A 16,953-nucleotide genomic window follows, 5' to 3' on the forward strand; every position below is an offset into this window, starting at 1 on the left:
ACGAATAGCTGATTCTATTCGACACTCCATCCCTAAAAAATCCTTAAGACTCATAAATTAAGAAAATATTTTTTCTATTTCTTTTTCATAATTATTTATCGTGTTATTAATTTCTATTAACACAGTATCTTCATCAGTTGCAGGCTCGTAACCAACTATAACTTTTGGAATATCATAACTTTTTTTCAAATCAACTAGATAATGTACTAGCCCTTTTAACCTTAACTTGTTATCGTATCTCTTACCTTTTAATATTTCATTTTCGGGAAAGTTAAATACAATGTCACCATATTGTTCATCAAACGAGAGAACTATTACTACGTTTTTTAATGAAATACCTAACTGCGATTCTTCTAAAAATATATTTCCTGTACCTTTTGGTGATAAAATCTCTTCTATGCTTTTCACTTGAGAAAAGTCCATATCTTTTCCAGAAGCATTATCATAAAAATGTGATGATTTAACTTTTAATATAGACAATTTAAGTTCTTCGTAAATTAACGTATCAATTTTTCTCTTATTAAAATCAGTTAATATAATCTCTAAATTGTCCACTCATGCTCCCCCAAAAGCCCCTGCTTTCACAAATAGAGTGAAAACATTAAAGCTTGATATAGTAAGTTTTATGTAAATGTCACCGCAACCACTCTCATATGAAACTGGCTCAATGCGGAAAGCTTATTCCTATATATGATTCGTGTGGGAATAAACTTTAAAAAGGTTATCAATTATTTGCTAAGGATTTTAATGTTTGAATTTATTGGTTGTAAACAATTAGATTCTTTAAGAATCAATCTTCACGAGGAAATCTTCGAGTATTTTCTTTACCGGTTTGCTTGCCTTTGGAAGTATTTCATTTATTCGATGCAGTATGGATGGATCGTTCAATAGCATTTGCTTGTTTTCTAGAGTCGTAAAGCTTCTTAGGGTATCTATACATATCACAAATAGTTCTTCAGCTTCAATGCTAAGCAATGATAGTAATATTCCGAATTCACACACATTACAGTTACTATCCATACAGTATGCCAGTTTTTTCTGCCATTCTATCGGTTTAGTAAGTGCCTTACTTGCTAATTCCTCCCAATCTTTTTGGCTAAACTCTAATAATATCTCGCTTGCAATTATACAACCATCATCGTACCATGCGTCCTCAGTTGTATTCGCAGATAAAAGATCATCTAATTCTCTATACATTTTTATCACCTTTCCATTTAAATCTTAAAATCCCGATGAACGAGGTGCACTCACACTTCCTGTTGAGTAACCGCTAGTTACATCAGCAGCAATTTTGATAACATCAATCTCAATTCCATTTATTATTGCTCTATACCAAAAGGAATCTGATAAGACATTCCACATAGCAAGTAATTTCTTGTCCAAACGAGTTACAACATAGCCTATAAACTCTTAGAGGTCTTCTTTTACAATTCTATATCTTTCCCTTCTTCTACTACCTTATCTCTCCATAATACTAGTAATTTTCTAAATTCAGAGGTTTCAATTCTACACTGGTTATTTGGAGGGCTCATAAAAAGGTTAATTGCACTTGTATAATTAGATTCTATATAAACGGCTGCTATATTCCCCTCTATTTCATAATGTGGAAATTTTTTGTCTACTACATTATCTAAAATCTGTACATATTCATCTACCTCATCGTCTAAAGTATCTTCTAAAAAATGAGAGATAATAAAAATTTCTTTTGGTAAACGTATTCTCAATCCCCCAAGCCCATCACGATAAAATTCATATGTATATTTCATTTTTCACCTCCTCGTATGAATAGGATATGCTGTTATTATCTCATTATTTTCTATAGCTATTACTTCTTCAATTTCTTTTTCAATTTCATCTTCACGAGCTTTGTCACTATCGTGTTTAAAGTATAAATCAAATAATAAGTTTTTTAGGCATTGCAATTAATCTTGCACGTTTGTTATCTTCGTGGTCTTTTGATTCAAATATCGATTTACATTTCATTTAACTTTAAAAAACCTTGAAAGGTTAAAGGCCAATCAAGGTCAAAGTTTAAATAGCGACTATTATTTATGTATTTCCCTTTCCCATACTTTCTTTCCGTCGATTAAAAATACTGCACCTGGTGGATCATCATAGAGAGAAATTTCAATCAATGAACTTCTCCCTTGTCTTAACCAATCATATACACTACCTTCGTTAGTAGCAGGATGGGATATAATATGATTTACTTGAAATGCAACTGCATCATATTCTGTATAATTCACATCATCGTCATCCAACCCATTGTCTGTTTCAAAGAGTGTGTCTGGTTTACCGATAATCTTTAATCCACTTTGCCATTCTATTATCAGTTTACTACCTCCATACTCATCTAGTGTTTTTATTAAAGAATTATATTCCATTTGTATCATCCTTTTCTTATGGTTCTAATGGTTTTGAAGGAACTATGTGCGCACCATCTTTTCCATAATGTATCATGCCTCTAGTAGTTTCTAGATATTTCCCAGTTTGCATATCATAGTATTTTCCTATTACTTGACCAAATTCGGCAACACCTTGTAGAAATTCCAGAGCAGCGGTAGCTGTTTTTAGATAAAAATTTATATTCAATATTATACAAGGATGTAAATTATACTTTTTTATCCGATTACAAGAACTATTTTCTAATCGAACGAGCCTTCACTCTCTTTTCAATAAGACTACGTTTTTGAACTGTAATCATTCTTTAGTAATTTCTAAATTTATTCTTCATGTACCTCTAATTAGACGTACCTAGATACTCATATATACCCATTGTTTTTTGTTTGTGTTCATGGAGATATGCAATACTTTTTATTTAATAGATTTAATAGACTTAATTAAATTATCAACCCAAATAGAACTTGCCCCATATAACCTTTCATTATCCTTCCATTGTTTTAAAAGATTATTTGTACACTCTTCCCATTCTGGATAATTCATCTTAAACCGCCTAATAAACTCACTTGTTCCTCCTAGTAATGCATGTTCTTCATGTGAAACAATAAGTCCCCATTTTCCTTGAGTTGAATATATAGCATTCTCTAAAAATAATTGGACTTCATCATAATCATGTAAACTTGTAACGTCATCTATTATCCAATGTCTACTTTGATAACTATTTGTCTTCTCAACATTTTTAAAAATATCTGTTCCCTCAACCTCAGAAATGTAAAATTCATTTTCTTTAAAAGTAACCATAGTTTCTTGAAGTGCAATAAACTGCTTCTCAGTTAAATAATAGCCATCAGTTGGAAATAAAATTATTACTTCCTTTATATTTTTAGTAAACACATATTGAAAAGGATTGGTGCTCATAAAAATTTTCTCAAAAGTATGCATTAAATCCTGTTTAGTATTTTCATTAGTAATTTCATTTATCAACAAATACACTCCCTTTTACTCTATAAATTTAATTTTCCATAATCCAGTAACACCATTTCCCACAAACCCTCCAGCTTGATAGGTTAGCTTACTTTCTAATTCTTCATTTCTATCGCTATGAAAATTAGATTTTCGCAAATGGTGACGAATTGAAAACTGGTGGTTGGATGTATTTTGATAAGGAATATGTAAGTTGGCTTAGATAATGAAAAAATCCGGCTCTTGCAAGTCGGATTTTCTTTAACTCTATTAAAATATTATAATTATTAATTGAAATGCAGTGACTTCTAGCAAAGTTTTGCAGTTAGCTATTTAAAAGGATAAGCATATCTCTTTTAAATATAGCAGCTATTTCTGCTTCCTCTAATGAATCTCCCCATCTAAAAACTATATCACCTTTTGGGCAGAGATGAATGGAAAGATTAAAATAATCTATTTCATCTTTCCATTGATTATATTCATTAAATGCTTTTTCGAAGATTCCGCCAATGTTTTCTTCCGTAAGCATATCACTACTTTTACTTGCAATGATTGTAAATCTTTTAGAGTTACTAGAAACTATTTCAATGGCAGCTGGAAGTTTCTCGAGACAAAACTCTGCAATACTTGAGTAGAAAGTTTTCCCTCCAACTTCCATCTCAACTTCTGGACCCTTATGAAATACCTCAAGTTTCCATTTGGTTTGAAGAGCCTTCCATACTTTTCGGTATTTTTCAATCTTAGAGTTCGTGTCTTTGATTTCAATAGCTGCAAGCAAGTAGAATTTGTAGACATTAGTTAAATCATGTTTCATACATACTTGCTTGATTTCAGTGCCACATACTTCTTTGAATTGATTCTTTTCATCTGGGCTAAATAACATGGAGCCATTAACACTGTATACACTTAAATTTGGTAAATTACCAACTCTTTTAATTGCTTCATCTTTACTAAACCATTTGTAGTATGAGAATGCATCTTCTTTTACTTCATTCCAACACTTCATCTTCCCACCTCAATTTTAATGGTCATAATGATTTCCATGTATATCACTAAAATGTGACCCTCTATTTTTGGATGGATCATCTAGGTAAGTATGACCGCCTGAATGCTCTCTTATAATCTTACCATCTTTGAAATAATAGTCTCTTCCATATTTATCTACAGCTGGTGTAACCTTAGTTGGCTGTTCATTAACAGGAATACCGCTTGCTTTCTAATTTATCACTTACATTTGGTTTTATTTCAGTATAGTTTTCGAAAGTTACATCGCCAGCCCCTTGAAAAAACTCGATAGCACCTTATATAAATTACCATTTTGATTATTTTAGTCTCTTATTGCATCTATATCATTTAATACTTGTTTCTTGTGAGAAATCATAAAAATAAAATCTTTTATTGGTAACATTAATCTAGTATCTGCTTCACCAATAAAATCAATAATAATTCCTTTATTTTCAGTGCTTCCTATTAGATATTGATTTCCCTCTAAAAAAAATCCAATATATTTATCACCAGAATAAAGGATATCGTCAAAGTTCTTCTGTTTTTCCTTATCATTGCTTTTTACAAAATTTATTGTTTCTTCTAAATTGTCATCGTCAATTTCTAGGATTAAGAAATCGTTTATTTTACTCAATTCTCTAAAACTGTACCTTTTCAATATCTCTTTTACTTTGGACTCACACATAACAATAACTCCTTTACGGTGTTGGAACAGGATAAACTGTCCATACATACCGCGCGATCTTATGCCCAAAAATCTGCCTAACGAAATAACCTGTCCAACTTTATGGAGTTACTTCAATAGTGTACGGCTGCAAATTTGTTGGAGGAATGCTTGTTTTAACTAATAAACCCTTTAACATTATTTGAATTTTTCAAGGTCATGATATGGATTGGCTATGCTTTCTCCAACCTCATCCATGGTTTCTTGGATTTCATGTAGTATCAAGCTATCAATATGGTGCTCCTGACTAATGGAATCGTTAATCTTAGATCATCAAGATTAATTTACCCTTCATTCAATAGCTTTTCCGTGACCTGTCTTGTTTGGTCTCTTATTAATTTTTCAATGGATATTGTAGCCCCTCTACCACCCGTAACTCCGCTAACAGACCTACTAGCAGTTGAAGTTTTTACATTCAGAGAAAGCGTAGAAAAGATTTAACTTAAAAAATGCCACAGATACATAATTCCGTGGCAACATTTATATTTCGCTATCTTTTCGATAACTTCCTTTCAATGTATGGATAATCAAGTAATTCAAGTAGTTTTTTAGAAAGATAATTTGATTGATATTGATCCAATTCAGTGTTAACAATTAAAATGTCATTTTCTTTTCTAATAAGTTGATCAGATCCATTCTCTAGTAATAACAAGTTCATTTCAAACCTATTCATTAATTTTCCAATCACTTTAAACAAAACATTTAAGCCCTCATTAAATGTGTTACCGAATATTAGTACTCGAATGGACTTATTGACATTTAGCTCATAGTGACTCCTTATAAATTCTATATCTGAAATGTCTTCAATTTCTATATCCATCGAAAAGTATTTGTAAGCTATATGAATTTCCTCTGTATTTTCTTTTATAGTAACATCTTCATTTAATATTTTTTTGGAGATACTTTCTATTTCTTGTCCCAACGACTTATGACTTAAATCCGATAACAGAAATAATTCACAATCCATAAAATTAACCTCCGAATACTCTTGTAACGACTCTATCTTTAACTATGAGTAGCTCTTTTAAATTCTTTAAATCCCATTTGGATTTGCTTTTCAACGAAAATAGTTACTCTACTGATTTCTTTATTTTTCCACAAATTTCTTTAGCATTAATTTTATGCTTAGAATTCTGCATAAGATTATCCAAGAAATTTTCTATGAAATTTTTTACGGAAACTTCAAATATACTACTTGGTACATATTCAAATCCCATTGAATTAATAAATGAAACACCTTCTGAGATATAAGTCGACTCATTATTCCAAGCAATCTCTATTTCATCTCCAACTCTTCTGAAAAATACATCTGGAAAAAATGAACCAGCTCTACTTGAAAACCAAGAATGTTTAAATTCCCAATCTTGTTTTTTGTCGAACCACTCATCAAATTCATCCTCATTATCTGAATCAAACTCCAAACAATTTTCTAGTAATTCAATAGAATGCCTTCCTTCAACAGGAAGAGGGAATGGTTCAGTACTCAATATATGCTTTAGGTTTTCGCTAAACCACTCGACTATATACATTACGTTCCATTGATAGTTTACGATTGTATCCTTACGTTTATATTGACAAATATCCTTTCCATTAACAAAAAATTGAAAGCTCCCCCATGTTTCACCAATCCAACCTCTTTCATTAAAAGGATTATTGAGAAACTCATATTGAATTGCAAATGTGTTTTTCTCACCAAAAACTTTCACCATGAAACACCTCATTTGTTCTTTGGGAATTTATTGTATTCAATCTTTGTAATCTTACCATTTTTAAACATCTATCTTAATACATCGGTAGGTACTTCTTTTGCAGGATTTTTCACTTCATCTGGATGCCAGCCTGTTTCGTCGTCTAGTTGAAATTTAATAAGTTTTCCCTTGTCAACATTATAAAGTTGTTTGTTCTTTGAGTCGTTCAATTTTTCTATTTGATGTAATCTTCAATACTCATCTTCAAACAAGCAATTATATATTGTACCCCTGTCTTTTTTAAAGTAATAAGAAAACCCGCAACGACAGCGAATTTTATTGTCATTGTGGGTTTTAAGTTATAGATTCAGACTAGCTTTCAATTCGGAATATTCCTCTTTCACCAGTTCTTTAATTTTGATAAATTGAAGTTCCTCCTCTGAATTAAAACCCATCTCAACTCTGTTTATTTCAACTATAGTCTTAGTTTTGTCTACTGAACCTAATAAAATAGTTATATCGTTTTCCCCAAGGTACACATTAAATTCAGCTTTATAATCAAAGATATTTCCATTTATCATTGAAATATCGAAAATCGGGTTACCTTCAATCACTTTTATCTCTTGCAATGGCATCTCTTCCAATTTTGATTGGTTTACAGCAGTTAGAGTGATACTCCTTAATGTTCCTGTTTTTCCCCCTAAACCTATTTCAAGTAATGAATTTTGTATATTACCTGTTCGCCAGTACACTTTATTTTCAACGTAAGTTTTCTGCTCACCAATTTCAACAGAGAATGGCACATAATAGTCAATCTCTATATTACATTTTTGTATATCAATAAGATCTACTAACTTAAGCATTATTTTCCTCCATTCTGCGTATTATATCGAGCATGTTTTACAACAACAAACGAGTTAAAGCTAAACGAAAAAGCATGAACCCGGTACAATACAAGCCCATGCCCAAGAAGTTACCTAATAAAATAACCTGTCTAACTTTATGGGGTCACTTCACTTAATTAAATCTGCTTCACTTAAACCTATTCCCTATCTATTAACCGCTATATAATGTTTATCATGTGCAGTAATTTCACTACTTCTCTTTATAAAAAGCTATTTATCCGCACTCGGTAGCCTCGCTTAAAAGAAAACGATGGCGTATTAGTCCATCGTTCTCTTATTAATAATTAATCTAGTATTAGTTGCTTCTCAGTATCCAAAAACTCCTCAACAAGTTCTTTTATTGTATATTTTGAATCAGAAGGATAATAAAATGCATCCGATACTTTTCTAAAAAATTCATACATATTTTGGGGCGTATTAAGTATTGAAAAAATATTTTCAATATCCCTAAACATATTATCACCAGAAGAGTTATTATATATCTCTTTCATAATGCTATATAGCCACTTATGATACTCTTTATTCATGACTTCCGAAGAACTGTCAGAGATTATTCTTTTAAGTAAATCATCTACTTTATCTTCTGCTTGTTCCCACGCCAATTCAAGGATATCCTCAGCATTAACAGTAGGATTATTCTCTAGATATGTAACAGCATAATTTGTTACTTCTAAAGAAGAAATTAACTTAAACTGTCTACCAATAAACAAAGTAGTCCAGTTACAATCAAATCCATTTTTCTTAATTATTTCAACTGTATACATTCTTCTATCTCCCCCACTGATTTATTTTTCCTGTAACTTTTCCGTCAGGTATAAATGTTCTATGTGTTACTTTGTTAGTCGTAGGGTCGACCACCCATTCAAACACGCCATTTATTGTTTTTTTCGTCTGTAACACTTCAGGGGCGTTATTCTTAACCTTTACATATTTCGTGTCATACTTCACCATTGAACCTTCTATCTGATACAACGAATCCATATGCCCTTTTTTATTTGGTAAATCAAATCTTTGAGCATCAACTGCATAGTTATCAATTATATCATTGAAGCTATGGTAAAAATTATCTTTTAATGCACTACCCACTCGAGTATTATCTAAAACAGGATGCTTAAGTTCATCCGTCCCCTTAGTACCATGTCCTCCTTTATCAAGCTTATTAGTCTCTTTAACTTTCTTAACAGACCCACCATCAGACGAAGAAGACTGGATTTTTTGAAGAGTATCCTTACCATTTTGAACCGTCTTACTCCAAACAAATCCACCATGTGTAGCAACACCTGCTCCGGCTAATGTAAGAACTGCATTAGCTGGAAGAGCAATTGGTAATGCTGCCCCACCAGTTATTCCTCCTAACAATACGGTTCCAATATTAGATCCTGTTACAAGAGCATAACCACCTAAAATTTCTACAATAGACAACGCTCCTGATAAGACATTTCCCGTAAGCTTTCCAGTTTGATAGGTTAGATTGCTTTCTAATTCATCATCATCAGATGATTTTAGTCCAGTAGCGTTTTCGAAAATCGCATTACCAGCACCTTGAAAAAACCCGATAAAACCTTGCATAACCCCCCAAGCACCGATAGCTATTTTTTGATACCATCGTCTATTGGCTTCTTGTTCTTGTAAAGCTGACGCATTATTCTCGGGTGCCGTTGAAGTGAAAACAATGGACAACATGTAAGCTGGTACACAAGCTTTTATCGATGAATTACGCCGTTTACGTGCTGATGTTTATAAAATTAATAAAGACGGTAAAACAGCAGACGTTGTTTGATTATCTGGCACAGGAATCAATCTTAGAGAAGATGCTAGCACAGGTGATGTCATTGTTGAACAGATTAATAATGCTGGAGCATATGATGTACACTATCGTTATGAAAATTGGATTTTTGTAAATGGTGGTGGGTTAAAAGAAGGCGGTTAGATGTATTTTAATGAATCATATGTAAGTTGGCTTAGATAATGAAGAGAACTGCTCCAATACAAAGGGGATGGCTCTCTAATACTTTTACATGTTCCTTTAAAGTCTAAATTACATTACGGTGTATTTATATTATTTTGTAGCTAAATTGACTTTTTTTACTATCACTACAAACAATTTTCTATTACCCATTTCTTTGCTTGTTCTCGTTCCAATAGGATGGGTTGCTCCAATGTACCAATATTAATACTATGAAAAAATGCCTCTTCAATTCCTTTGATATTTTCTAATGTTGCTCCACTAAATAAAGTATTTTCAAATCTTGATAAACTTATATCCACATTACTTAATCTTACATTGCTAAAATCAGTTGATGAGAAGTTAGTATCTGACAGGTTACATTCTGTTAAATTAGCATTGTTAAATAGTGCTTCCCAAAAATCAGATTTGCTGAAATTAACATTTTTTAAAATTGCATAAGAAAAATTAGTATATCCCAAATCTGATTTATAAAAATCACAAGAATCTAAATTAGTTTTTTTATAAGTTGATGAACATAAAACTGATCCATGAAAATCAACATTCTTTAAATTAAGGCCATCAAAGATACACCCTGTCAAATATGACTGTTCTAACAAACTTTTAGAACAATCTATATTTCTAAAATCTACTTCATCTAAATTTAATTGATCTCCTTCTTCGCCAATTGTCTCAACCCATCTCTTGTGTAATTCAAACTTACTAGCAACATTACTCCCCATTTACTTCCTCCTTATGGATACCATATTATTTTATCTGCTATTCCTGCTTCATCAATTGCTTTTTTTAGTTGTCCAATATGTTCAGGTACCAATTTTCTTATATCAATAATGACATGATTACCTTTGTCAAATTCTTTGTATATTTTATCCATAGTTCTTTGAACTGTAAAAGCACCTTTTTTAGGTGAAGTATAACCATGAGGATACGATTCAAAACTTTTTACATCCCATTTCAAACCAGTTGTTGTATTAATAAATTCCGCTCCTTTGTATTGGAGCAGCTTCTTTAATATTTTCACTTTTTCTTTTAGCTATATTATTAAAATTATATAGTGAAACGTATAATTTTTTCTGTTGAATTTACTTTATAAGTTTATTCCCCTTTTAAGTCAGGATAAACTATGAATTTTCTATTAGTTAATATAGAATATTTATGCTGAAGTAAAATATTCCCCATCTTGATTCATCAATATTAGTTTAGTATATTTTTTCCTCAGTCTCATATAAAATTCATTTACTATTAATTCACAGTTATCATCACTACTTAATTCTATAGTTATAACACGCTTAATTTTTATATCATGATTTAATAATACCTCTTCAATTTCCTCTTGATAATAATCTTTATCTAATCCTTTTCCTGAATAACTTATCCAAACTGAAGCATCTTTATTCTGAATTGTAAAATCACCAATATCATTTTTGTACCCATTCAAATCCTTGATTATGTCTGTTAAATCCTTGTCTTCTATAAACTCTTCTGAAAATACTTGATAATTTCTGCTCACTTATTTCCCTCCTATTAACTTTTTAAGTTCTTCAAGATTTTGTATAACTTTAACTCCAGTTAACTCTATTCCTGGAATCTTTGTAGGTGATATATTTGGTGCGTAAAGTATTACACCTCTCCCTTCCGGATTAATATATCGTGCTCTTTCATCAAAATACTTAGCAAATGTAAATGATTCTTTAGATTTCTTACCATTAAATGCATCAATAATATATTTATCTGTTTCTACATCAATTTCATCTATTCTACCATTTGGTGTATCTATATTTTTTCTGAATGCTATTACACGTTCTTTTATAGCATCTGCTACTTCACCTTCAATCTTTAATGCAGGATCTTTTGATTTCAACGCTTTATTAATTTTTTTACCTATTTTACAATTAATTAGATAACCATTCGTATTTTTTGTTCATTCTATTGATAACCCTTGTTTTACTTGAAATAATAACCTTTCTAATTCTTCTTTCTCTTCAGGTTTCTCTGCGCTTACTTTTTCTACTTGGCCTTTCAAATATTCATAGAACTCTTGAAAACTTAAATATACCTCACTATCCTCATTAGCACTCGAAGTAGCTTGGTTAACAGAAAACAATACCTTGTTATTTTGCAATTCAAAAAATGCCTCATCAGATTCACCTAAATCATTTGCAAATAAAATTGATTTTCCACCACTTCCGAAACCTTCTTTTTTACTAAAATAATGTAATGCTTCTTGCAATTTATTTCTAACATCTGATATCTCAAAAAAATAATCCTTCATTAAAATATCTAATTCATTTTTATCGGTAATCAATTTGTACTCCATTATGCCTCTACTCCTTAATCTATAATAGTACAGACCCTCGTTCAATATTGAAAATGTCTATCTCATTTTGCACAAATAAGTCTTCAAGCTTATCTGAACCATTTTGTTGAGCAAATAAATATTCTTTTTCTGATATTGGAACTGAAAGCAACCACGCGACTTTTTTCTCTAGAAAATCGATTGTTTGTAACTGATCTTCCCACAGAAATGGTGGCACAAAAAGCATATGTTTCATTTCACTGTTAGGATAATAAAACTTCAACACATCCAAAAATATTTGACCTGGATAGATTGGCATTTTTGAGTTGATTACACAAAAAGCACATGTTGCTAGTACATTTGCATAATCTTTATAAGCTGTTGCACTCGCACCAACAATTTCTACTCGCAAAGACTTTTCATCTATAGATCGTCCTATTGAATGCATATACAAGCCAATAGTAGAATACGATGTAATACCCTCACAAGGTCTATCCCCTGTTGATAAAATATCTATATTACTTATATCATTATCATCCCAATATTTAGAAACAGCAGGATTACCTCCAAACGCTTTTAAAGCTGATTTAGCAATTATTTTACTTTCATTTGGTATCCCCATTATGCTCTCCTCCACTTCGCTAATACTTCTTAATAATTTGTTTTCAAGATTATTTTCTGGGAATTCTTCTGCTTCAGGAGCTCTAACCTCATCAATAAACTTCTTTTCTGAAGCACCAAAGCCTTTATAATTTTTTTGTGCTTGGTTTAAAGAAACACCATTTGGACCAATTACAACATTTGGCATATTATGTGCCACTGTATCATATTCCCAATAACAAACTTCACAAATATCATAGTCATCCTCAATCGTAAAGTACCCACAACATAGACATTTTTTTGCTGTCATTTTAACCACCTCTCTTTACTTTGGAGCATATAATTTAATTTGTTTTAACCAGTAATCAATTCCATCTGCCGGTTTGAAATATGTTGATGCCCTCCATATTGGTTAATAATTCCAAACCCATTTATGGCATTGTCATATCTAAAATATGTCCCTTCATTAGAAACAAAAATTTGAGTTGTTGATTTTGAAGATTTTCCCAAAAAAATTCTCTGTATCCTGTAGATATTCCTCTGATGAATCATAATCATGTTTTTCAGCATGCTTTTCTAAAGTACTCTTACCCTTATCATTTAACTATAAAACTTTTTATAACTATAAAAAACCTTGAAAGGCTAAAAGCCAATCAAGGTCAAAGTTTAAATAGCGATTATTATTTATGTATTTCTCTTTCCCATACTTTCTTTCCTTCGGTTAAAAATACTGCACTTGGTGGATCATCATAGAGAGAAATTTCAACCAATGAACTTCTCTCTTGTCTTAACCAATCATATACACTACCTTCGTTAGTAGCAGGATGGGATAAAATACGATTTACTTGAAATGCAACTGCATCATATTCTGTATAATTCACATCATCGTCATCCAACCCATTGTCTGTTTCAAAGAGTGTGTCTGGTTTACCGATAATCTTTAATCCACTTTGCCATTCTATTATCAGTTTACTACCTCCATACTCATCTAGTGTTTTTATTAAAGAATTATATTCCATTTGTATCATCCTTTTCTTATGGTTCTAATGGTTTTGAAGGAACTATGTGCGCACCATCTTTTCCATAATGTATCATGCCTCTAGTAGTCTCTATATATTTCCCAGTTTGCATATCATAGTATTTCCCTATTACTTGACCAAAGTCTACTCTTTCTCTACCGTTTTTTAATACTGTACCTTTCCTGGCAAACTTATCAAGCAATTCTTGTGCTGTTTTATTATCACCATACAAAATACTCTTGTTTTTTCCATTTGCAACCTCTTGTTTGTAGTTAGGTGTATTAGGAATATATTTTTCTTGAGCTCCAGCTTTCACTTTTAATGGGTAACCATGTACTTCACGGTATGGACCTTTAGGTACAGAATCTTTTCCATAAGAAGGTATACGATTAACCGTACCCTTACCTCCACCAGAAGACTGGAACCTTTGAAGAGTATCAATACTATTTTGAACGGTATTATACCAGACAAATCCACCATGTGTAGCAACACCTGCTCCGGCTAATGTAAGAACTGCATTAGCTGGAAGAGCAATTGGTGATGCTGTTGTTGAGCAGATTAAAAATCCTGGAGCATATGATGTACATTATGATTATGAAAATTGGATTTTTGTAAATGGTGGTGGGTTAAAAGAAGGTATCTGGATGTATTTTAATGAGGAATATGTGAGGTAGTTTAGATAATGAAGAAATCCGGCTCTTGGGAGCCGGATTTTCCTTAGTTTAATTCTATCTTAACAATCTCAACCACCGTAATCTCTATGTCCCATTAACATGATAGAACTAGCACTTTGATTATCCTCAAGCACTTTTTCTTGGTCTAGCTCTTTAAAGTTTCATTTTTTCATATTATATCTAACATATCATTGTAAATTACAAATTACTATTTTCCTTCAACCATTTTTCTGCTGTTTTTTCTGCTAAAATTACAGGATTATCAGCTGTTCCTATATTAATGGATCTTATTAATGCTTTTTCCAAATTTAATAAACTACTTAATTTAGTATGATTAAATAGTGTCTCCTCTAAGAAAACTGATTCAAAATCCACATTTGTTAACTCTGAATTACTAAAATCTGCTTTATATAAGTTGCTAAAAACAAATCCACTATCTTGAATAATTGTTGAAGAAAAATCGACTTCCATTAAGTCTGCTTTAGAAAAGTTAGTTTCATATATTTTAGTATTTCTAAATGACGTATAATCTGCTTTCGCTTTAACAAAACCACTTTGCGTAATAATTGAGTTTTGAAAACTTGAAGAATACAGTTCAGCACCATAAAAATCTACATTATCAACCTTTATATCTTCTAAATTACAATCAATTAACATACTTTCTGATAAATCTATATTATAAAAATTTAATTCTCTTAAATCAAATTCATCTAGTACTAACTTTTCTCCATGATCTCCAGCGCTTTTAACAAACAAATTATGTTTTTCTAATTTCTTAGTTAAGTCTATATTCATTTTAATTTTCACCTCTTTTTTACGGATAGAATATAACTTTATTAATCCACCCTTTTTCTTTCAAAGCTTTAATTAATTCTACCTTATGTTCATTCGTTAAATCAGTTGTATTAATAATTACATCATATCCTCTATCAAATTCCTTTTTTATATTTTTAAGTGCTTTGTCAACAGTAAAAGCGCCTTTTTTCGGAGAAGTTTGACCATTTGGATAAGATTTAAAGCTTTTTACATCGTACTTTTTCCCAGTAGTTTTATCAATAAACTCTGCTCCACCTTTTGGATTGGAATCCCTGACAATATGCCCCAAATCCCCTCTTTCTTCCAATGCTAATCCTACTTCTCGTTCAATTTTAGCACCTTCAGTTATTTTTCCTCCATGAGATGGATCTCTAGCTAAGCCTTCCAATTCTTCTGCTGTTCTAGAAACTTTGTTAGCCCCACTACTTCCTTTTCCTCCACCAGAAGACTGGAATTTTTGAAGAGTATCCTTACCATTTTGAATTGTATTATACCAGACAAATCCACCATGGCCAGCAGCAGTAGCTCCAGCTACTGTAAGAACGCCATTAACCGGGACAGCAATTGGTATTGCTCCCCCAGCAGTCACTAATCCCGCTGCTAGGGTTAAAAAATTAGAGCCTCCTATGAGGGTAAGACCAGCAAACATTTCTACAATAGACCACGCCCCAGATAAAACATGTCCCGTAAGCTTTCCAGCTTGATAGCTTGTACTGTTTTCTAATTCATCACTTACAGGTGGTGTTAATCCAAAAACGTTTTCGACAATTGCAATGTCAAAACCTTGAGAAAATCCGGGAATACCTTGTAGAAATTCCAGAGCAGCGGTAGCTGTTTTTTGATACCATGGTTTATTGGCTTCTTGTTCTTCTAAGGCCATTTCTTCTTCAATTTCTTTTTCAATTTCAGCTTCACGAGCTTTCTCTTCTGCAATTTTTTGAATAGGCCCCGTCCACTCCATATTCAATCCTTGCGTACTAAATGTTCCTGATGCGGGGCTAAAACCTTTTCCGCTTTGAACTTCCGCAAGACCTTGCGCAATGCTCGCAGCTAGTTGGAGTGCTGTATCGTAATTACTACTAGAAGTAGAATTGAATTCACGCAGATGGTTTAGCTTTTCTTGCAGCTTTTGTTTCATTAAATCAAAAATACCCATCATAGCTTGCATGCCGGGAAGGGTATTACTAATTACTTCCATACCTGCTTTCGTTTGGTCAATCCCCCGAATTTGTTCTTCTATTTCTTGTTCGATTACATCTGTTGAAGCTACTTTGGATTGAAAATCGTTTGGAAAGGCATCATTTTGATAGATCAATTCTTCACACAAGTAAATAATCCCTTGCGCTAAAGGACGGAATGTTTGAGCGAAGAATGCTTTTGCACTGTCGTAAGTTTGCCCTTGCAAAACAGCATCGAATACAAAAGCGTCAATCGAATTGATGGCTTGTTCCATACCTTGAATCGTTGCAGTGCACATAGCATTCATACTTTGTGTTTGAGATTGCACTTCTCCTAGATACATGTCTAGGCTCATGATCTCACCTCCAGTGCTAACTTTTGGCGCTGATGGTGAAGATCATTTTCTAGGTTACTTAAGTTTTGCTTTTCCTTTAGCAACGTTTCTTTTTGGTCTTCCAATTCGTAGGTAACCTTTCGCTCAATTTGCCCTGCATCTTGACGCAAATTATGGAAGAATTGTCCTAGTTCTCTATCATTATGCCAAGTTTCTAATATACGGTCAAACAAGCGATAGCTTTGCCCTTTCCATTGATAAAAGTCTACTTCCGCTTGTTCTTGCTTTTGAATCGCGCATTGATTTTGATATTGTTCTTCAGATAGACTTCTTAATTTTTCGTTCAGTTGCTTCATTTGTTTCTCTATATCTTGACTCATCTTT

At 32.2% G+C, this 16,953-nt stretch carries 26 protein-coding genes and 3 pseudogenes; 1 reads left to right on the forward strand and 28 read right to left on the reverse strand.

The window, feature by feature from the left end:
• Positions 1 to 57: 57 nt before the first annotated feature.
• The 14 genes and pseudogenes from BM211_RS11845 to BM211_RS11900 all read right to left on the reverse strand — a co-directional run bounded on the left by BM211_RS11845 (position 58) and on the right by BM211_RS11900 (position 7,643).
• Positions 58 to 555, reverse strand: coding sequence for a hypothetical protein (locus BM211_RS11845; RefSeq protein WP_090997451.1), 498 nt, complete (start codon positions 553 to 555; stop codon positions 58 to 60).
• Between the two features lie 228 nt (positions 556 to 783).
• Entirely contained in the window at positions 784 to 1,197 is a 414-nt protein-coding gene (locus tag BM211_RS11850; RefSeq protein WP_090997454.1) for a hypothetical protein, read from the reverse strand.
• Between the two features lie 24 nt (positions 1,198 to 1,221).
• A complete protein-coding gene (locus BM211_RS26740; RefSeq protein ID WP_197059969.1) occupies positions 1,222 to 1,362 on the reverse strand; it encodes a hypothetical protein in 141 nt (46 codons plus the stop codon).
• A gap of 62 nt (positions 1,363 to 1,424) precedes the next feature.
• Entirely contained in the window at positions 1,425 to 1,766 is a 342-nt protein-coding gene (locus BM211_RS11855; protein ID WP_035437918.1) for a hypothetical protein, read from the reverse strand.
• 279 nt (positions 1,767 to 2,045) lie between these two features.
• Complete coding sequence (locus BM211_RS11860) at positions 2,046 to 2,384, reverse strand: hypothetical protein (protein ID WP_035437919.1); 339 nt, start codon at positions 2,382 to 2,384, stop codon at positions 2,046 to 2,048.
• A 16-nt stretch (positions 2,385 to 2,400) separates the two neighbouring features.
• Positions 2,401 to 2,529: pseudogene (locus BM211_RS11865) on the reverse strand (polymorphic toxin type 50 domain-containing protein); the annotation flags it as partial.
• A gap of 285 nt (positions 2,530 to 2,814) precedes the next feature.
• Positions 2,815 to 3,384 carry a hypothetical protein gene (locus BM211_RS11870; protein ID WP_035437921.1) on the reverse strand — a complete coding sequence of 190 codons (570 nt, stop codon included), beginning with the start codon at positions 3,382 to 3,384 and terminating at the stop codon, positions 2,815 to 2,817.
• A gap of 304 nt (positions 3,385 to 3,688) precedes the next feature.
• Positions 3,689 to 4,369 (reverse strand): hypothetical protein, encoded by a 681-nt coding sequence (locus tag BM211_RS11875; RefSeq protein ID WP_090997457.1) that lies wholly within the window; start codon positions 4,367 to 4,369, stop codon positions 3,689 to 3,691.
• 15 nt (positions 4,370 to 4,384) lie between these two features.
• Positions 4,385 to 4,567, reverse strand: coding sequence for an HNH/endonuclease VII fold putative polymorphic toxin (locus BM211_RS11880; RefSeq protein ID WP_256217095.1), 183 nt, complete (start codon positions 4,565 to 4,567; stop codon positions 4,385 to 4,387).
• Positions 4,568 to 4,690: 123 nt separating this feature from the next.
• A complete protein-coding gene (locus BM211_RS11885; RefSeq protein WP_035437925.1) occupies positions 4,691 to 5,053 on the reverse strand; it encodes a hypothetical protein in 363 nt (120 codons plus the stop codon).
• A gap of 529 nt (positions 5,054 to 5,582) precedes the next feature.
• Positions 5,583 to 6,059: a hypothetical protein gene (locus BM211_RS11890; protein ID WP_035437927.1), complete on the reverse strand. Its 477-nt coding sequence runs from the start codon at positions 6,057 to 6,059 to the stop codon at positions 5,583 to 5,585.
• Positions 6,060 to 6,162: 103 nt separating this feature from the next.
• Complete coding sequence (locus tag BM211_RS11895; RefSeq protein WP_231559768.1) at positions 6,163 to 6,801, reverse strand: DUF5984 family protein; 639 nt, start codon at positions 6,799 to 6,801, stop codon at positions 6,163 to 6,165.
• A gap of 68 nt (positions 6,802 to 6,869) precedes the next feature.
• The gene (locus tag BM211_RS26745; RefSeq protein ID WP_256217087.1) at positions 6,870 to 7,010 is read right to left on the reverse strand and encodes a hypothetical protein; all 141 of its coding nucleotides are present in this window, start codon (positions 7,008 to 7,010) and stop codon (positions 6,870 to 6,872) included.
• Positions 7,011 to 7,139: 129 nt separating this feature from the next.
• Positions 7,140 to 7,643, reverse strand: a complete 504-nt coding sequence (locus BM211_RS11900; RefSeq protein ID WP_090997461.1) for a hypothetical protein — start codon at positions 7,641 to 7,643, stop codon at positions 7,140 to 7,142.
• 32 nt (positions 7,644 to 7,675) lie between these two features.
• Here BM211_RS11900 and BM211_RS27530 point away from each other — a divergent pair, with 32 nt between their 5' ends.
• A complete protein-coding gene (locus tag BM211_RS27530) occupies positions 7,676 to 7,801 on the forward strand; it encodes an IS3 family transposase (protein ID WP_371261872.1) in 126 nt (41 codons plus the stop codon).
• A 168-nt stretch (positions 7,802 to 7,969) separates the two neighbouring features.
• Here BM211_RS27530 and BM211_RS11905 read toward each other — a convergent pair whose 3' ends face one another.
• The 14 genes and pseudogenes from BM211_RS11905 to BM211_RS11975 all read right to left on the reverse strand — a co-directional run bounded on the left by BM211_RS11905 (position 7,970) and on the right by BM211_RS11975 (position 16,949).
• On the reverse strand, positions 7,970 to 8,449 hold the full coding sequence (locus BM211_RS11905; protein ID WP_090997464.1) for a DUF2247 family protein: 480 nt from the start codon (positions 8,447 to 8,449) through the stop codon (positions 7,970 to 7,972).
• Between the two features lie 4 nt (positions 8,450 to 8,453).
• Positions 8,454 to 9,368 (reverse strand): hypothetical protein, encoded by a 915-nt coding sequence (locus tag BM211_RS27090; RefSeq protein WP_051957423.1) that lies wholly within the window; start codon positions 9,366 to 9,368, stop codon positions 8,454 to 8,456.
• 411 nt (positions 9,369 to 9,779) lie between these two features.
• Positions 9,780 to 10,373 (reverse strand): pentapeptide repeat-containing protein, encoded by a 594-nt coding sequence (locus tag BM211_RS11915; protein WP_035437934.1) that lies wholly within the window; start codon positions 10,371 to 10,373, stop codon positions 9,780 to 9,782.
• Between the two features lie 11 nt (positions 10,374 to 10,384).
• On the reverse strand, positions 10,385 to 10,672 hold the full coding sequence (locus BM211_RS11920) for a hypothetical protein (RefSeq protein WP_035437936.1): 288 nt from the start codon (positions 10,670 to 10,672) through the stop codon (positions 10,385 to 10,387).
• Positions 10,673 to 10,804: 132 nt separating this feature from the next.
• The gene (locus BM211_RS11925; protein ID WP_035437938.1) at positions 10,805 to 11,161 is read right to left on the reverse strand and encodes a hypothetical protein; all 357 of its coding nucleotides are present in this window, start codon (positions 11,159 to 11,161) and stop codon (positions 10,805 to 10,807) included.
• Positions 11,162 to 11,512 carry a hypothetical protein gene (locus tag BM211_RS11930; RefSeq protein ID WP_090997467.1) on the reverse strand — a complete coding sequence of 117 codons (351 nt, stop codon included), beginning with the start codon at positions 11,510 to 11,512 and terminating at the stop codon, positions 11,162 to 11,164.
• A gap of 60 nt (positions 11,513 to 11,572) precedes the next feature.
• Positions 11,573 to 11,968, reverse strand: coding sequence for a ribonuclease toxin immunity protein CdiI (gene cdiI, locus BM211_RS11935; protein WP_035437941.1), 396 nt, complete (start codon positions 11,966 to 11,968; stop codon positions 11,573 to 11,575).
• Positions 11,969 to 11,987: 19 nt separating this feature from the next.
• Complete coding sequence (locus tag BM211_RS11940) at positions 11,988 to 12,569, reverse strand: suppressor of fused domain protein (RefSeq protein WP_035438022.1); 582 nt, start codon at positions 12,567 to 12,569, stop codon at positions 11,988 to 11,990.
• Positions 12,570 to 12,644: 75 nt separating this feature from the next.
• A pseudogene (locus tag BM211_RS11945) lies at positions 12,645 to 12,857 on the reverse strand (CPCC family cysteine-rich protein); the annotation flags it as partial.
• 370 nt (positions 12,858 to 13,227) lie between these two features.
• The gene (locus BM211_RS11955) at positions 13,228 to 13,566 is read right to left on the reverse strand and encodes a hypothetical protein (RefSeq protein ID WP_035437943.1); all 339 of its coding nucleotides are present in this window, start codon (positions 13,564 to 13,566) and stop codon (positions 13,228 to 13,230) included.
• Between the two features lie 16 nt (positions 13,567 to 13,582).
• Positions 13,583 to 14,110 (reverse strand): annotated as a pseudogene (locus BM211_RS27535) (polymorphic toxin type 50 domain-containing protein); the annotation flags it as partial.
• Positions 14,111 to 14,438: 328 nt separating this feature from the next.
• Positions 14,439 to 15,035, reverse strand: coding sequence for a pentapeptide repeat-containing protein (locus BM211_RS11965; protein WP_035437947.1), 597 nt, complete (start codon positions 15,033 to 15,035; stop codon positions 14,439 to 14,441).
• A gap of 19 nt (positions 15,036 to 15,054) precedes the next feature.
• Positions 15,055 to 16,590, reverse strand: a complete 1,536-nt coding sequence (locus tag BM211_RS11970; protein WP_090997470.1) for a T7SS effector LXG polymorphic toxin — start codon at positions 16,588 to 16,590, stop codon at positions 15,055 to 15,057.
• Positions 16,587 to 16,949 carry a DUF3958 family protein gene (locus tag BM211_RS11975; protein ID WP_035437949.1) on the reverse strand — a complete coding sequence of 121 codons (363 nt, stop codon included), beginning with the start codon at positions 16,947 to 16,949 and terminating at the stop codon, positions 16,587 to 16,589. Before BM211_RS11975 ends, BM211_RS11970 begins: the two co-directional genes overlap by 4 nt.
• Between the last annotated feature and the right edge of the window lie 4 nt (positions 16,950 to 16,953).

This window comes from Bacillus sp. 491mf (genome assembly GCF_900112415.1).
Classification (GTDB): domain Bacteria; phylum Bacillota; class Bacilli; order Bacillales; family Bacillaceae_G; genus Bacillus_A.

Excerpts from the sequence above, each read along its gene's own strand:
- BM211_RS11850 (WP_090997454.1), bottom strand. The coding sequence starts at position 1,197 with ATGTATAGAGAATTAGATGATCTTTTATCTGCGAATACAACTGAGGAC.
- BM211_RS26740 (WP_197059969.1), bottom strand. The coding sequence starts at position 1,362 with ATGTGGAATGTCTTATCAGATTCCTTTTGGTATAGAGCAATAATAAAT.
- BM211_RS11855 (WP_035437918.1), bottom strand. The coding sequence starts at position 1,766 with ATGAAATATACATATGAATTTTATCGTGATGGGCTTGGGGGATTGAGA.
- BM211_RS11860 (WP_035437919.1), bottom strand. The coding sequence starts at position 2,384 with ATGGAATATAATTCTTTAATAAAAACACTAGATGAGTATGGAGGTAGT.
- BM211_RS11875 (WP_090997457.1), bottom strand. The coding sequence starts at position 4,369 with ATGAAGTGTTGGAATGAAGTAAAAGAAGATGCATTCTCATACTACAAA.
- BM211_RS11885 (WP_035437925.1), bottom strand. The coding sequence starts at position 5,053 with ATGTGTGAGTCCAAAGTAAAAGAGATATTGAAAAGGTACAGTTTTAGA.
- BM211_RS11890 (WP_035437927.1), bottom strand. The coding sequence starts at position 6,059 with ATGGATTGTGAATTATTTCTGTTATCGGATTTAAGTCATAAGTCGTTG.
- BM211_RS11895 (WP_231559768.1), bottom strand. The coding sequence starts at position 6,801 with ATGGTGAAAGTTTTTGGTGAGAAAAACACATTTGCAATTCAATATGAG.
- BM211_RS11900 (WP_090997461.1), bottom strand. The coding sequence starts at position 7,643 with ATGCTTAAGTTAGTAGATCTTATTGATATACAAAAATGTAATATAGAG.
- BM211_RS27530 (WP_371261872.1), top strand. The coding sequence starts at position 7,676 with ATGTTTTACAACAACAAACGAGTTAAAGCTAAACGAAAAAGCATGAAC.
- BM211_RS11905 (WP_090997464.1), bottom strand. The coding sequence starts at position 8,449 with ATGTATACAGTTGAAATAATTAAGAAAAATGGATTTGATTGTAACTGG.
- BM211_RS27090 (WP_051957423.1), bottom strand. The coding sequence starts at position 9,368 with ATGTTGTCCATTGTTTTCACTTCAACGGCACCCGAGAATAATGCGTCA.
- BM211_RS11915 (WP_035437934.1), bottom strand. The coding sequence starts at position 10,373 with ATGGGGAGTAATGTTGCTAGTAAGTTTGAATTACACAAGAGATGGGTT.
- cdiI (WP_035437941.1), bottom strand. The coding sequence starts at position 11,968 with ATGGAGTACAAATTGATTACCGATAAAAATGAATTAGATATTTTAATG.
- BM211_RS11940 (WP_035438022.1), bottom strand. The coding sequence starts at position 12,569 with ATGGGGATACCAAATGAAAGTAAAATAATTGCTAAATCAGCTTTAAAA.
- BM211_RS11955 (WP_035437943.1), bottom strand. The coding sequence starts at position 13,566 with ATGGAATATAATTCTTTAATAAAAACACTAGATGAGTATGGAGGTAGT.
- BM211_RS11965 (WP_035437947.1), bottom strand. The coding sequence starts at position 15,035 with ATGAATATAGACTTAACTAAGAAATTAGAAAAACATAATTTGTTTGTT.
- BM211_RS11970 (WP_090997470.1), bottom strand. The coding sequence starts at position 16,590 with ATGAGCCTAGACATGTATCTAGGAGAAGTGCAATCTCAAACACAAAGT.
- BM211_RS11975 (WP_035437949.1), bottom strand. The coding sequence starts at position 16,949 with ATGAGTCAAGATATAGAGAAACAAATGAAGCAACTGAACGAAAAATTA.